The sequence below is a fragment of the Salinisphaera sp. G21_0 genome (assembly GCF_017744115.1).
In the GTDB taxonomy this organism is placed as follows: Bacteria; Pseudomonadota; Gammaproteobacteria; order Pseudomonadales; family Endozoicomonadaceae; genus Endozoicomonas.
On sequence record NZ_JAGHQW010000024.1, the window covers coordinates 19,368 to 33,169 of the forward strand.

13 protein-coding genes and 1 tRNA gene are annotated in these 13,802 nt (G+C 47.0%); 3 read left to right on the forward strand and 11 right to left on the reverse strand.

The genetic code is table 11. From position 1 onward, the window contains the following. Window positions 1–302 precede the first annotated feature (302 nt). Complete coding sequence (locus J7439_RS12640; protein WP_209202153.1) at window positions 303–1,445, reverse strand: hypothetical protein; 1,143 nt, start codon at window positions 1,443–1,445, stop codon at window positions 303–305. A gap of 459 nt (window positions 1,446–1,904) precedes the next feature. Between J7439_RS12640 and J7439_RS12645 the strand changes: the two genes are divergently transcribed. Beyond that, window positions 1,905–3,791 (forward strand): c-type cytochrome, encoded by a 1,887-nt coding sequence (locus J7439_RS12645; protein ID WP_209202154.1) that lies wholly within the window; start codon window positions 1,905–1,907, stop codon window positions 3,789–3,791. 105 nt (window positions 3,792–3,896) lie between these two features. Here J7439_RS12645 and J7439_RS12650 read toward each other — a convergent pair whose 3' ends face one another. Further along, window positions 3,897–4,070, reverse strand: coding sequence for a hypothetical protein (locus J7439_RS12650; protein WP_209202155.1), 174 nt, complete (start codon window positions 4,068–4,070; stop codon window positions 3,897–3,899). 382 nt (window positions 4,071–4,452) lie between these two features. Between J7439_RS12650 and J7439_RS12655 the strand changes: the two genes are divergently transcribed. Both J7439_RS12655 and J7439_RS12660 read left to right on the forward strand, forming a co-directional pair. Continuing rightward, a complete protein-coding gene (locus J7439_RS12655) occupies window positions 4,453–7,344 on the forward strand; it encodes an ankyrin repeat domain-containing protein (RefSeq protein ID WP_209202156.1) in 2,892 nt (963 codons plus the stop codon). 182 nt (window positions 7,345–7,526) lie between these two features. Then, window positions 7,527–7,602: transfer RNA gene (locus J7439_RS12660), tRNA-Thr, on the forward strand. A 223-nt stretch (window positions 7,603–7,825) separates the two neighbouring features. Here J7439_RS12660 and J7439_RS12665 read toward each other — a convergent pair. The 9 genes from J7439_RS12665 to J7439_RS27135 form a co-directional block, all read right to left on the reverse strand. Beyond that, entirely contained in the window at window positions 7,826–8,206 is a 381-nt protein-coding gene (locus J7439_RS12665) for a hypothetical protein (RefSeq protein ID WP_209202157.1), read from the reverse strand. Window positions 8,207–8,393: 187 nt separating this feature from the next. Next, a complete protein-coding gene (locus tag J7439_RS12670; protein ID WP_209202158.1) occupies window positions 8,394–8,891 on the reverse strand; it encodes a hypothetical protein in 498 nt (165 codons plus the stop codon). A 622-nt stretch (window positions 8,892–9,513) separates the two neighbouring features. Then, the gene (locus tag J7439_RS12675; RefSeq protein WP_209202159.1) at window positions 9,514–11,091 is read right to left on the reverse strand and encodes a YfjI family protein; all 1,578 of its coding nucleotides are present in this window, start codon (window positions 11,089–11,091) and stop codon (window positions 9,514–9,516) included. Beyond that, entirely contained in the window at window positions 11,078–12,100 is a 1,023-nt protein-coding gene (locus J7439_RS12680; protein ID WP_209202160.1) for a toprim domain-containing protein, read from the reverse strand. Before J7439_RS12680 ends, J7439_RS12675 begins: the two co-directional genes overlap by 14 nt. Then, complete coding sequence (locus J7439_RS12685) at window positions 12,097–12,336, reverse strand: hypothetical protein (RefSeq protein WP_209202161.1); 240 nt, start codon at window positions 12,334–12,336, stop codon at window positions 12,097–12,099. Before J7439_RS12685 ends, J7439_RS12680 begins: the two co-directional genes overlap by 4 nt. Then, the gene (locus tag J7439_RS12690) at window positions 12,336–12,560 is read right to left on the reverse strand and encodes a hypothetical protein (protein ID WP_209202162.1); all 225 of its coding nucleotides are present in this window, start codon (window positions 12,558–12,560) and stop codon (window positions 12,336–12,338) included. Before J7439_RS12690 ends, J7439_RS12685 begins: the two co-directional genes overlap by 1 nt. After that, on the reverse strand, window positions 12,557–12,793 hold the full coding sequence (locus J7439_RS12695; protein WP_209202163.1) for a hypothetical protein: 237 nt from the start codon (window positions 12,791–12,793) through the stop codon (window positions 12,557–12,559). Before J7439_RS12695 ends, J7439_RS12690 begins: the two co-directional genes overlap by 4 nt. Beyond that, window positions 12,790–13,275, reverse strand: coding sequence for a hypothetical protein (locus J7439_RS12700; RefSeq protein ID WP_286198327.1), 486 nt, complete (start codon window positions 13,273–13,275; stop codon window positions 12,790–12,792). Before J7439_RS12700 ends, J7439_RS12695 begins: the two co-directional genes overlap by 4 nt. A gap of 200 nt (window positions 13,276–13,475) precedes the next feature. After that, on the reverse strand, window positions 13,476–13,718 hold the full coding sequence (locus J7439_RS27135) for a helix-turn-helix transcriptional regulator (RefSeq protein WP_209202165.1): 243 nt from the start codon (window positions 13,716–13,718) through the stop codon (window positions 13,476–13,478). Window positions 13,719–13,802 lie beyond the last annotated feature (84 nt).

Consider the following 13,802-nt stretch of genomic DNA (forward strand, 5'->3'; position numbering starts at 1 on the left):
TCCCTGACTGTAAATGATAAGTAAAAGCCTCAGAATGGAAGCCGTCAGTTGAGACAGGAAGTCAAAGCAGCCAGGAAGGTGGATGGCTGACAAATCAGGGATGTTACATGGCAGGGAGCCAGTGGACAGGATGTCCGGATTTTCAGGATGAAGGCTGGGCAGGGACTTTAGTAGGGCAGGATGCCTAACCAATTGGACAAGAGTCCATAGGTAAAAAAACAGATCCGGGATGGATCTGTTTTTGTTTGCGCTTGGTATTCTTCGACTCCGCTTCAGGGTAGATCAAGTTCTAAGCCGGGAAGTTAATTCACTACTGTTCCAGAACGCATGGCCAGTGCTTGCCATTGCTCCGGGGTAAGTCGGGTAAGCTCATTTCTGGCCCTGGCGACAAAATCCCCGTAGGGCTTATCTCGCATTGAGGCAAGTTCCTCTGCGGCCGGTTCACCCACTTTTTTGTCATTCACTGGAGCCATGATTAACAATCCACTCATTTCAAGACAGCCATATCTCTGCTTTTCAGGCACATATTGAGGATTAACATTGGCATTTTGATTTCTGGGAAAAATGAAAGAGTGCAAGGAGTTATTATCGTCTACCCAATAGACCACGTTGTAGCCGCCAGCACCGCAGACATCGCTTTTGCTTAAGTATTTCAGAGTATTATTAAAGACTTGCTCAAATTCAGCAGGATTCTCACCCGCGATATGTATTCCTGAAAAATGTGCCGTGTTATGGGCTTGATCACCGGTCATCCAACGAATCGTGGTTTTCCCATGCTGTATTACCGGCAGGTCAGCCTCCAAAAAGAGTTGTCCGTTATCCAACGCTTTGCGCAGGGGCAAATTCTCCTTCATTGCATGGATATGAAGATGCGGCTGTGAGTTTCCCCTGTAGCCACTATGGGCAAACGTATAGGCCGGTCCCATGGCTGTTGCCAAATCAAAGAGCTCTGAACTTTTAACAAACATGTTACTTTGATCAAGATGTTCTGTGGGTTTTATCAACCAGCATTCGGAACTGTAAGGCCGGAAATTGGAAATGATGGTCATGCCCTCGGTGCGGATTTTCAGTAGCCTGGAATCGTTATTGCATAATGCACAGGGCTTTCGCGGGTGACTCTGCCCTTTGTTATTTTCAAATGATCCCTGAATGGATTCATCGAATGTATAAAGCCTGTTAGGAAAGGATCTGAATTTCAGATAAGGGTTGTCTTGTACCAGGCCATCCTCACGCAGCAACTGATTACATAGGGTGTGCTGTGCCTGACGAGCCATTATCTTCAATACAGGGAAGATTTCACACGGGTCATCAGGCGTTATGATCTTGACGGAATCGACTGCCTGAACATGTTTGTCGATAAATGTAAGGATTTCCTGATTAGCAGTATCTTTAAGGTCGGGGTAGTTATCAGTATTTGTTATAAAAAAGTGTTGAGAAATGTTCACTTTCACCTCCTTGTTGATGGACTAAAAATGCATCAAGCCATGTGGCCATGTTTATGCGCTTTGAAAGAACGGTATTTTCAATCATGGCTGTTTCAACTTTGGATCCATCAAATAGATTTGAACACTCCTTGCCTGATTCCATCACAATCTGGATTAGCCTTATGTCCTTTTTTTGAATAGTCTGCCTGCTTCTAAACCATACCGAGTAAATGAAAGGTTACAAATAACAAAGTGGTTAGCAATACTAACGGCCTTCAATGCTTTGATGGTTCGCAAGGCCCTGCTTGACGGAACGAGAATTTCTTAAACTATTGAGGGTATGAATGCGCTGCAGCATGCCATCGGGCAGATTTTCACTTTCAAGACAGCAGACCTGCTAAAATACCTTACGATGGAGAACCAAACGTCAATGAAGGGCGAGCATATTAAACATAATGCAGCTTTGTTGTACTGATAATTATGAATACAGTTGTTGAAAAAGCGTTTATCCCTGTATCAATACTTTCCATATTACTGTCTGGCATAATTTGGTCTGTGTTCTCACATGCTGCACCTCCACCCTATCAAGGTGTCACCGCTGAGGGAAATTATATCGGGCTGGAATATCATGGCTTTGATATTGTCGATGATGATCCTGTGCGGATGGCCATGCGGCAAAAAGGCCTGGAAAATATTTTTACTGGTAAAGGTTTTCGCCTGGCCTTTCCTTTGGAATCTGTATCAGCTATTGAGTCGGCTAAACAGTTAAACGACAAAATCACATCTTTATCCGCCGGGATATCGGATTCTATTTTCTCTGCAACGTGGCAACAGCGAAAACCTTTTCGCCTGTTTAACTCCGATGTGAAACGATTCCAACTCTACGGCAGGCTCCCATCCCCGGCAAACCGCCCGCCGGTGTACAATGATGAAGGCCAGCCATTGGCAAAACCCGACTTAACCACCAGTATTATCAAAAGAAATGAGGGGTTTTATAAAAACAGTAACTGTTTTTTCTGCCACAGTGGCGTGAGTGCCGGTATTGTCAGTGCCGGTCAACCCAATGCCCATATCGACCAACCAGGCTATGCTGCTGAGCTGACTTTCCTGATCAGTTTTGCCAAATTACTGGAAAGGCACCTTACCTTATTACAGTTGGTGTCATTCAACACGATTGCCAGGGCCCGGTTCAATAACAAGCTCCTTGAATTAACCTACCTGTTTGATGATGTGAAAGCGGAATCACAACCGATTTTATCCAGGGCCCTGGTTCGTGGTGATAACATGGGGCCTTACATCGTCTGGAAAAAGATTGCCAGACTGAAAGACCCGGCAAACAGCGGCTTACTGACCCTGCGCCCTGATGAAACATCCCCTCTCGATTATTTTTTCCAGGTGCCAGAGCTGCCCACCGTTATTTCCAATCCATGGTGGATCAGAAAATACAAGTCAACCAACTATCGCTATGCAGACCCGACCAAATATATTGTCCCACACTTCGCCTTCAACTTTACCAAGCAGTTTCCCGGGGTGAACGAGTACCATCCTCAACATGTTGCCGATATTTCCGAGATTCTGGTCTATGCGGACAACACAACATCCCCGGCCTATCCCGACAAGCTTGATGCAGAAAAAGTCAAATTGGGTAAACAGTTATTTCACAGTGAAACAACGTCCAGATCCGGTCACAGGCTGGATTGCTTTTCCTGCCACGGCCGTTACCAGAAAGAAACCGATTTTGATACACCCGGGGGTTACACCGTTTACTACGATGATTTGGATCCGGACCGTAGATTGAAAAATGTCGGAACTGACCCTGAATACGCCAGGTTGCTGCTATCCTTCACCCCCCTGGACAAAAAGGGTGGCTTGTTAGCCCAGTTCTTTGATGACCCGGAACTGATGCCTGAGGCCTTCTTGCCTGAAAAAGCAGGCTACATAGCACCGCCATTGGATGGTGTATGGGCTTCAGCACCCTATTTTCACAATGGCTCTGTGCCCACACTTTACCATGTCCTGAAAGCCGATGAGCGACCTGCCATCTGGAGTCGTACCAATACAGACCCCTTTGCCTACGATCTGGAAAAAGTAGGCCTGCTTTACCAGGAAAAAGATATCTCCCCGGAAAACTATGCCCGTTGGAAAGCCGCTGCCAAAGACAACCCCCGGAGTGAGGAAGCCAGGGAATTCAGAAGATGGTACAACACATCCGGAATGGGTCGATCCAATCAGGGGCATGACTGGTTTAGCGCCATTCTGGACAATGACGAGATTTATGCCGTGGTGGAGTTTCTGAAGTCATTAAGCGGACCGACCATGAAAAATGGCATGCCAAAACCCAAACGGTATTATCAGCTTGAGCAATAGCGTCTGCTGAAATGATAAAACGGGTCAGCCTCCCGGTTTCTTGCCCTGAAAATTGCCGTAAGATAGATGGGTGCTCTTTTTTTTAAATGCGAACTTTCCAAGTGGTTAATAGGCCTTCTTAAGGTAGACATTCAGCCACGTCAACTCGTTAAATTTACGGTGTAGATCCGCCTGGGTATCGCAGTTTCCATCACCAGCGAGGGCATCGATCAGTGAGAGGATAAAATCCAAAGGACGGATATCTCGCTGTCGTATAGTAAAACCAGGCTGTCCCGCCATGCTCAGGAGTTCTGACCGATCGAAACAAAACAGGCCAACAGTTTTTTTCAACTAATCTACTATTTGCAGTACTCATCTTGTTCAGCCTTGATAATGATTTGGAAGCTTTATTGTGGCTGTTCAAGGTGAGTTCTGCTGCTGGAAATGAACCTTTCTTGAACTTAATGTCTACCATAAGAGGAGAGTCAGAGCAATGCAGCCAGCAGGGGGAATAACACCGATATTACCTAATCCCCCGGGGGGAATTGATAAAACTACCAGAGTTCAAGTTGAAAAGGATAATCCCCCAACAGGCGTAGAAATTAGAATACCCTTTGTCCAGAGCTTGTCATTACAGCCTGCAGAAAGCACAACACCACCAGAAAGTTTACACACCAAAAGGATGGTAAAACTAAACCAGGTTCGCCCCATTCTTGGTCACCCTTCTGCCAAATCCTGTGATGAGGAAGCATTGTTGGAACCATCTGATCAACTGACGACACCTCAAATGGTGATGGATATACTAGACCTGCCATTTCTTTCGAAGGAGGCTTCATCGTGTCAGCACACCCATCTGTATAATTCATCCATAGCCCTGATAAACCTGATAAAACAGGGTGATACAGAAAAAGTAAAAGAATGCATTACCAATAACCCCTTTTCCTTAGCCATTGAAGATGCAGAGGGTAACTCAGTCCTGCATCTGGCCGTGTTGCACGGGCATGAAAACCTATGCCGACTGTTGGTTGATCGGGCTCAGTACCTGTTGCAGGTAACCAATAATAACGGTGAACGACCTCTGCATATTGCAGCCAGAACAAAACAAAACAATTGTTTGAACTTTTTACTGAATAACTGCCCCAGCTTCTTATTACTGGAAAATGAACTGCTGTTTCCTGACAAATCAGGACTAACACCGGTACACCTGGCGGCGAAATACGGAAATAAAGCCGGTTTAAAGACCATGCTTGATTATGGAATTGGCAAGTATTTGTTGACCAAGGCTGATTCCCCTATTCGGGGCGCGATAAAAAATGGGCGCATAGAGTGCGTGGCAGTCATTCTCCGCTATTTACATACAGCTGGTGTTTTTTATCAAACATACTGCGTTCTTCGCTATGCTGTTGAGTGTGGCCGGTTGGATTGTGTCAAATGGCTTGTACAAAACTATCCAGACTCTTTCACCCCTAAAGATCCTGATTTAAAAGGCTTAAGTTCTCTAACCCAGTTAGCTGTAAAACATGGTTATGATGAAATTTTACAATACCTTCTTGAGCAGCCGTTCTTTATCAAACGACTGACGAAAATGGAATATGCTGCTGAATTTAGCACTAAAGAGAATGGTGTCTGTGCAAAACTGATCAGAGATGCCCGTGAGAAAGTGAAGCAACCTTTTCGTCCGGTAAAGAATTTTGATAAAACACTATTCCAGCAAACCTGGCAGCGGGAAAAAAATAAGATTGCCAATAAAAATACCATGGTAGAAAAGCAAGCCTCACGACAGTATTCGCATCCATTATTTGATCACCTGGATGACAGCCTGTCCGGGAGTACATCATCCACCCAATATCTGTCACGGGCCAAAGCTTTAATAAGCGCGTTGCCGGAAATAGGGGTTTATGTACGTTGCCCCGTGTATGAAGATAAAAATGAAGAACAAGGTCGATTCTGGGCCATGGGTGATGCCACGGCATCTGTCGAACTGATTAAGGCCCTTGTTGCTTTGGGCGCAAAAACGATCCATGTACAACTGTCACCGCCGGATGATAGTGACCTTATTAAACGACAAAAATTTAATAGTGAAGAGCAGATAAGATATGTCAAGAAGCAGCGTATAGCGTTATCCAAGCTGGCTTACTTACTGCCGGGAATAAAGATTAGACCGGGTATTCAAGAAATTTATATAGACGACACCAAGGTTATCATTTCCAGCTGTAATCTGCGAAGTGAGAATAAAATCAATGCTGCCGTTACCCTCTCATTTCTCGAAGCCGAAGCAATGTACCAACAATTAGGGTATGTGCAAGAGTCCTATATTAGTTTAAAACCCTATCGTTTTTACTCTGAACATGAAGCGATGTATCTGGATACCGATACATCAGTTACAACGAATAATAACAATAACGGCCACCTCCTGTGGTCACTGCTTTACAACTTTTTCATGTCCATTTTCACTTATATCAATAACGACAACAGTTCAATGCCCGACTGTAATATCCACCCTTTGCATCTACCGGTAAACTCCATTATCCCCAGTGGTGATCTACAATCAAAGGAAGCTGAAATATCGACCGAAGCCTTCGATAGCCATCAAGTAACATTAGTCTCTGCTATTAACCATCTTTGTGATTTATCCGCTAAAGGGAAACTACAAACCGCTGTAGTTTATGGTTTGCATCATAATGTACTGCACCACTTGAAAAAAACGATATTAACCAATTGGCTCAGCGCTATTAAACTAAACCAGGGTAAGGTAACGGATGCTCACCCGGTGGTGGTGACCACCACCCTCAGCGCTTTCAGAGATGAAGACAGGGAAGAAAATGGCAAGAGTGTGTTAAACGAAATCGCGAGAACCACAGGTTTCACACTGATTGACTTTCGCGACCAGCAAGACCGGGCCTCTCTGATGGCGGCAGGCAAGGGTCAATTGTTTCTGTGTCTTATGCCCAGTTTGCCAAGGCAGGGTTTCAACAAACTGGTGCAAAGCTCCCGGTTCCCGGTGTTAAGTGAAGGTGCCAACCTGACCACGACCCTGTTGCAAAATGGCCAACCCCATCTTTCTCTCCTTCCCCACGGAGATACGCCGGTGGCCCAGGACATGGGAGTACCGCTGGAGGCTTTAAAGGCCATGGCCTTTTCCTGCAAGTTGCAGATAGAAAAGAAAGGAGCGGAGATTGAAGTCCTGAAAAAATTGTCAGGCCTTGCAAGGAAAGGCGACTATACAGAGGCACTCTCTTATATTGACAAGATAAAGACAAAAGACTTTGAAAATGGACCTTTGGGCTTTGTCTGGAATGATCCTCAACCCTCACCTTTGCAACTACGACCAGTCACCATTATGAGCCTGTTACAGAAAGGAGCCAAACTGGGAAATATTGAAAAAAAAGCGTTACTCGAAGCGCTTGACCCTTCCGATAAAGCTTTCGCCGATTATATCCACAGCTGCCTGGATAAGGACTCAATCACAACCCATCACTTCAGGTTGCAGCAAATGCATGTTAATAAGCCTTTTAACAATAAGGTGGTGGCAGCGCTGCTCCAGTTTGGACGCTATAAAAAACTGCTGGCCTGAGAAAATTCCACTGAAAGGATGGATTAGACATGAACCAGCGGCATTGTCAGCTGGCAACAGCTCCCGGGCCCTCCTGGCGCAAAGCAAAATAGTGGCTTTAGGGTTGGCGACAAAATGAAGATCAGAGTGCATATGGAAGTTGACAAACACATCCGGCATAAATATTATTCACCTCGTTCCTTGCCGGTATAGCTCAGTTGGTAGAGCAACTGACTTGTAATCAGTGGGTCCCGAGTTCGACTCTTGGTGCCGGCACCATATACAGCAAAGCCCGTAGCGTTAGTAAGCACTACGGGCTTTTTTGTATCTGTCTGTTTGCGCCGGTTATTGCGCCGGGTTTCTGTCGGACGGTAATAGAATTGTATGGGATCAACATAGACCGACGTAGTCATTGTCAATTGTTCTGGCAATACAGAAATCCCTTTGCTTATTCACTCCTTTCTTTCTGCGTAACAATCAATTCCAGCGAAATTAAAAATACTTAAAAATGCATACCCGAAAATACCCGAGAAAATAGCATCAGGCTCTTAGTTTCTCTATGTGGGCAGAACCTACCTTTTGCCCACATAGATAGTAATGTGGACAGGAGGTGCCAGTTTGTCCTTTTCCGTTTGTTTCGGCGTAACGGATTCAGGTAGGTTGCCACATCTTCTTCAAGCAACATTGCCATCACTTTCTCATCGGCTTCCAGTACCAGAACTTCCAACATGCTCCGATTGGTCATCTCATAGAAGCTGGCCAGTCTTTGAAGCTGCTGTCTGGTGGTTTCTGATACTGTCATGTTGAGTCTGGCCAGCTGGTGGTCTCCAGATCGGGAACGCTCTCTGTATCGCTTTTGTCTTTCGGCACTGCTTATCGCCATAAGGTCAACCTTTACCTGTTACGCTGTAACAGAATAGTGAGGTGGAGTAATCAAGTTTATTTTGAGCTTCTTCCCTATTTTCAAAATTTCTGAAACGGCCATAGAAAAATGTCTCTGGGGCGACGGTCACAACGTCATTTATGACAGGGATGTCACTATCCCCTGGCCTATGCTGAACTGATGGTAATTATTCTGCTGCATCAGATGGGGTAAAGCTGTCGCCTGGCTCGCTGGTTTTCATGCTGTCAGGTTCGTTAAGGTTAACCTCCTTCAGAACTTCCGTTACAGCGGCCATTAAAATTTCTTGAATCTCGGTGGATGACGGGCTCTGTGCTAGTCGTGCTGACAGTTCAACTGGCAAGGCCTTAATCCGATTGCGAACAAAGGCATATTCACCGGCCACCAGATTCTCCATAGTGGCAACATCCAGCTGTTCTTTCCTCTGCCTGGCGTTATCCATTGCTTTGCCATCGGCTTGCTCTTTGGCCAGTCGTGCCCGCTCCTGTTCCAGGTCATATTCCCGTTGCTCTCTGTGCTGATCATAGATCAGGGGAAATACAATTTTGCTTTCGTACAGATGACTGCGATTCTCAATGACAGGCTCCATGTTCCCCAGCCGGGCCTTGATGGTCCTATGAGTTCTACCGGTCAGCTCACTTAATTTGCTGATGCTTAGCAGTGGCATTTGGTTTTCTCCATTCTTTGTGCTGGTTGGTCAATGTCATAGCTAAAGACAGAGTAGTGACTTAACCTCGATGCACCTTCAGCCCTTGTATATCAGGGGTTAAAGGAGCATCAAAAATCATCTATGTTGTTGCCCTTAGAAATTCTCAAAATGTCGTCTTTCACCGGGGTTCGAACTACCCGCGCCAAAAATCACCCGGGAAGGACCCAATGGGTTCCCCCCCCCTGCCCTACCCCTGTTCAGATACTTTGTATGGACAGAGCAAAGCATTCCCCATGATCAACCAGCATAAGGCAACCAGACCGATAAATTTTTCCAGTACGAATAGCTGACTTATGTTCAGGTCATACACTTGGTTCGTATTCGATGTAATAGGGTATGCAGGGCTGATGCTTGGCTCTGGTAAATAAAACAGGGTCATATCTGTAGATCTTTCATGTTTATGGGTAGCCGGGATATGGGTTTCAGTCTGGTTGCTCTGTTGCGGCTGAACATTGGTCAGTCCTGATAAATTACGGAAGAGTTCAACACAGAAATATTTAAAAACTCATGCCCGAAAATACCCGATTTAATGCAAGGCTCTTTTTCTCGGGTATCAAATCAGGATGTTTTTCAGCGATGCTCATGCTTCCAGTACTGCCGGGTTGATGTGATATATGATGCTTGATCTACCCTTTGAGCTTTTCCTTACCTGCTCCTTGTACAAATAGGAATGAGTCTCTGCAAATGCCAGGGCAAAGTCTCTTTCCCTTTTTTCTCGCAGTCCTGCCCAGCCCTTGTTCCTTAACTCTTCTGCCGTAAATGATCCATCTTTGAACAATGACAAGCGTTCCACCAGTACTCGAGTACCTTCTAATGGGTCATCAGCCATGGCATAAACCCGTTTGGCGTGTGTCTCCAGAACATCGCACCAGTGCACCGCCATTTCTGAAGTCTGCTTACTGATCGTCCCTGCTGGCCCGTGGTCCAGAACATGGAATATCAGCGCAAGCGATGCCATCAAACTTGGGTACTTTCCAAGATGGCTTTGAACATGATCACTACGCTCTTCCCTTAACCTGCTTTCAAGTGCCTGGTACCAGGTGTCAAATACCTGTTGTGCCTGGAGATCAAAGCGTAAGGTAGGACGATTGGCCGAATCCTCTCTGAACTCAATCTCAGCCATTCGATTGAATGCTTCATAGGCCAGTTCTGCCGCCTGACTATTCGGGCTCCTGTCCATAAACCGGAACACTTTATCATCAGGGAATACCATCAATTGCAAACGCTCTATAAACCCGTCGTCGCCTTCTCCTGAACGCTGGCTCATCAATGATTCTTTTAACTTCCGTGGCTGTATGCCACCGATAACAGAAACCGTATTGCTGGGGATATAGAGACTACCACGGCCTATGCGGTCAAAGTTAAATGAGCCGTTGCCATTGTATGCTTCAAGGTAAAAGGCTCTATCTGCCTGATGGTCAGGCCTGTGAAGCTTGCTGATCCAGCCTGATAGCTCATCACGACTCAGCAACAGTCCACTCGGGTTGTCCCTGAGCAACTCCCCCAGTTTCTCTACCGTGGTGTCATTGACGATGTAACGCTTGCAGACAGGGGGCTCAGGGTCGCCAGAGTCATCCAGTAATAAAGCCCGGGCTTCATCCATCTTTCTTGACCGCTCAACAGGGTCATTGGTCTTTGCTGCCTTCTTTGCCAGGTCTGCTGCCTTGGCTTCTGCATCTTTCGTTAGTACAGCAGTTATCTTCTGGTCGGCGGCATAGGTCTTTTTATCTTCCTCGTACTGCTGCCGGGCCTTGGCCTCAAGCTTTCTTACTGGCTTCTCCACTTCAGAAAAAATAGGGCTCTTTTTGCTGGAAGGCCTGCCCACCATGCAACCCCATAAATTAGGAATGACCAGCCAACTGTCACGTTGCTTGGGGTGGATCCCAACCTTTCGTCCAATCAATGCAGAGGCAATGGTCACAGCACAGACAGCAGCGTATTCAAGATGCCCGTTATCCATTCTCTCTGTAATGTCCACCAGCCAGCCCGAAAGGGTCCGTGGCAACATATCCTCGGTGATAGGCTTTACAGGCAACAGAACATTGTTCAGGGGCTTTGGTTCTGACCACTGGATGCTGTTTAAGCCTGCCTGTTTTTCCAGGTTATCCAGGTCAGCATTACTAACCTGCATAATGGTTGGTTTGTCAGTAGAGGACATGACACTTGCCCCCGCTTGCTACAAAGTAGTCTGAAAAATCCACGCCTTCATCTGGCCCGGTATCCACTCCCAGGGGTAGAACCAAATCGCCACCTATCGCTTCTGCTGCTTGCTTGGCTTTGGTCAAGCCCGGGTTATTGAGTTTGTGCTTGTCATTGTCTGCCGCAACCACAATGGCGCTCTCTCTGTTTTCTTCCAGGGCGATTCTTGCCACGGCTTCAAGATTACCCTTGCCCATTGCGGCGTAGACCCTTACTTTCTGCTGTCCCATCAGGTACAGACTTGCACCAGTGGCCCAGCCTTCACTGATATAAACAACCCTGGTAGGTACATCACCGCCGAAACGGTGGTAAACCCCTTTTCGCTGGCCACCCTCAAGGCCTCGCTTTTCCCCTTTTGGGTTTATCTTTTCCAGATTGACAAGCCTGTGACCCTTCTCAAAAAGAGGTATCAGCAGTTCCTCGCCACTTTGCACAACCCCAAGAGGTTCAGGAGGTAGCATCTTGCGTCTCAGGTATGGGTGCCCCGGATCTGCCGGCTTGGCATATTCCAGAAAAATTGCTGCAGTTCTGGCGGCCTGCTCCTGTCGTTTAAGCCTTTCTACTTCCCGTTGTTCCTGTTGCTGCTCCCGTTTGACTTTATTGGCTTCCAACATCCTGCTAATTCGCTCCTGTTCTGCCCGGGCCTCTGCAGTGGTGCGATACGTGTTTTTCTCAATGCCCAGGTAACGGGCAACCCTGTCTATGGCATCAGGGAATCGTTCGCCGTGTATTTTCATGATCATGCTGAAGCCATCACCAGGCTTGCAGCCCCTGCGCAGGTAATAGCCATTTTCCGGGCTTTTAAATTCATACCGGTCAACCCCTCCACAGTGAGGGCAGGGGATACCGCTCTTGCTTGGAGTTACCTCCCGATCGGTCAGCCCACATACCGACTGAAGAATGTCAGCCCAGTTGCCACAAGCCAGAGAGCCGACACGATCCTTGTAGTCACTGAATCGCTCCTTCATGCTCTCACCTCTTCTATTTTGTCCTTGAGTTCTCCGGTATACAGGGACGTTGCCCGGCAATGAGCCCTCAGAGAATCTGCGAGATTGACCAGTTCTGCCAGAGCCAACCTGGAGCCATCTTCACTGGCTTCCATATTGGAAAGGCAGTCAAACAACAGTTCAGCAATGCCTTGTGCCGGGTTGGTGTGCCCTTCCAGATCACGGGCGATAAACATGAGTTGGTTCTTGGTTTTCATTATTTGCCCTCCCCGTCTTCCATTTCTGCAACGGCCTTATCAATGTTCTGGCAAAACTGCTTCAAGGCTGTGGCTATGTGCAACTGCTCTGTGGTGGTGTGCTTTGGATCAATACCATTTTCTGTGGACAGCAGATCCTGATACAGAAGGTTGGCCAGCCCTGAGGCGGTGTAACTGTCCTGGCTCAGTTGCCTGATGGCGTTTTTTAGTGCAGCTCTGTTCATTTGGAATCCTTCCCTTCTGGTTTGGCATTGAAGAGCGATAGTACGAGTTCAATATTTTTTCTAGCGGCCTGGCTGGAGCTGCAAGGTTTTAGCTCAAGCAACATTTCGTCAGATTGAATGACAGCGGTAAAGGCAGTTCCACGAGTTTGAATTTCAACCCAGTGGTAGCAACCTGCAGATTCAAAGCAGGCAAGGCCATGGGGTGCATGTTGGTAAGCCCAATCCAGTTTCATGCCTGCACCCTCCGAACTGTCTGCTGGTGGATGGAGGGTGCTCCGGGAATTATCAGGGCAGGGTCTCTAAAGGGCGGATTTCCGCCTTTTAGGTTTCTCAAAGAGGGATTTCCCACCTTGAGCTGTACCGGAAGTCCGGTAGTGAGAGGGCTATGATTTGAGCCCTTTCTCAATGGTGGTCTTTGTGGTGCTTTGCTCCAGCCAGACAGAACAGCATTCAGGCTGCTGGCAGTAGCTTTGGCTTGCTGGTAGGAAGTGAACGACAGGGACAGGTAGCCCCGTACACGACAGCCGGATAAACGGCTGTGATTGCCTTCTAAAAGGGCAAGACGACAGGCGATAGCCATAGGGCAGGCTCCTTGAATTGTGGAGCCACCAGCAGACAGGTCAACATCTGGATTGGTGGCTGAGTTGTCAGGGTTGACCTTACCGGCATTCAAGGAAACCGGCGCATCCGAAGACGCCCCCAACAACCCAGCCATAAAAGGGCAGGTATGCTGAAAATACGCACAAAAAAACCGCTGATTGCGGCTGTACGCCTTGAATGTTTGCCGGAGGTCAAGCCGGGTTGCAGATTTTGCTGCAACGTTTGAAGCATAGCCCCAATATCCCCCGATTGGCAAGTTGTTTAATTCACGCTTCATGGTTGAATGCCTGGTAGAAAGAAGGAAAAGAACAGGTTTTAGGCGGTTTCTGTCTGGCGTTTCTCTTCCCAGGCTTCCAGGTCTACGACTTTCCAACGCACAGATCGGGGGCCCATCTGTACGGATTGAGGGAAACTGACAGCGTCATCTTGGATCCACCTGTACAAGGTGGTATTGCTGATGCCGTATCGGTTTAACACCTGTTGGCGGGAAAGGTATATCTCGGATTGTCGGTTATGTACATTTGCACTGGATTGGCAAGCCTGAAAGACATTTGTCATAGTCTGGTTTCCGTTTCGTTCTATAGTGTTCTACGGAATAGAAAATTATGAATTTATTCGATTTGAGAACAGACAACGGGGGAC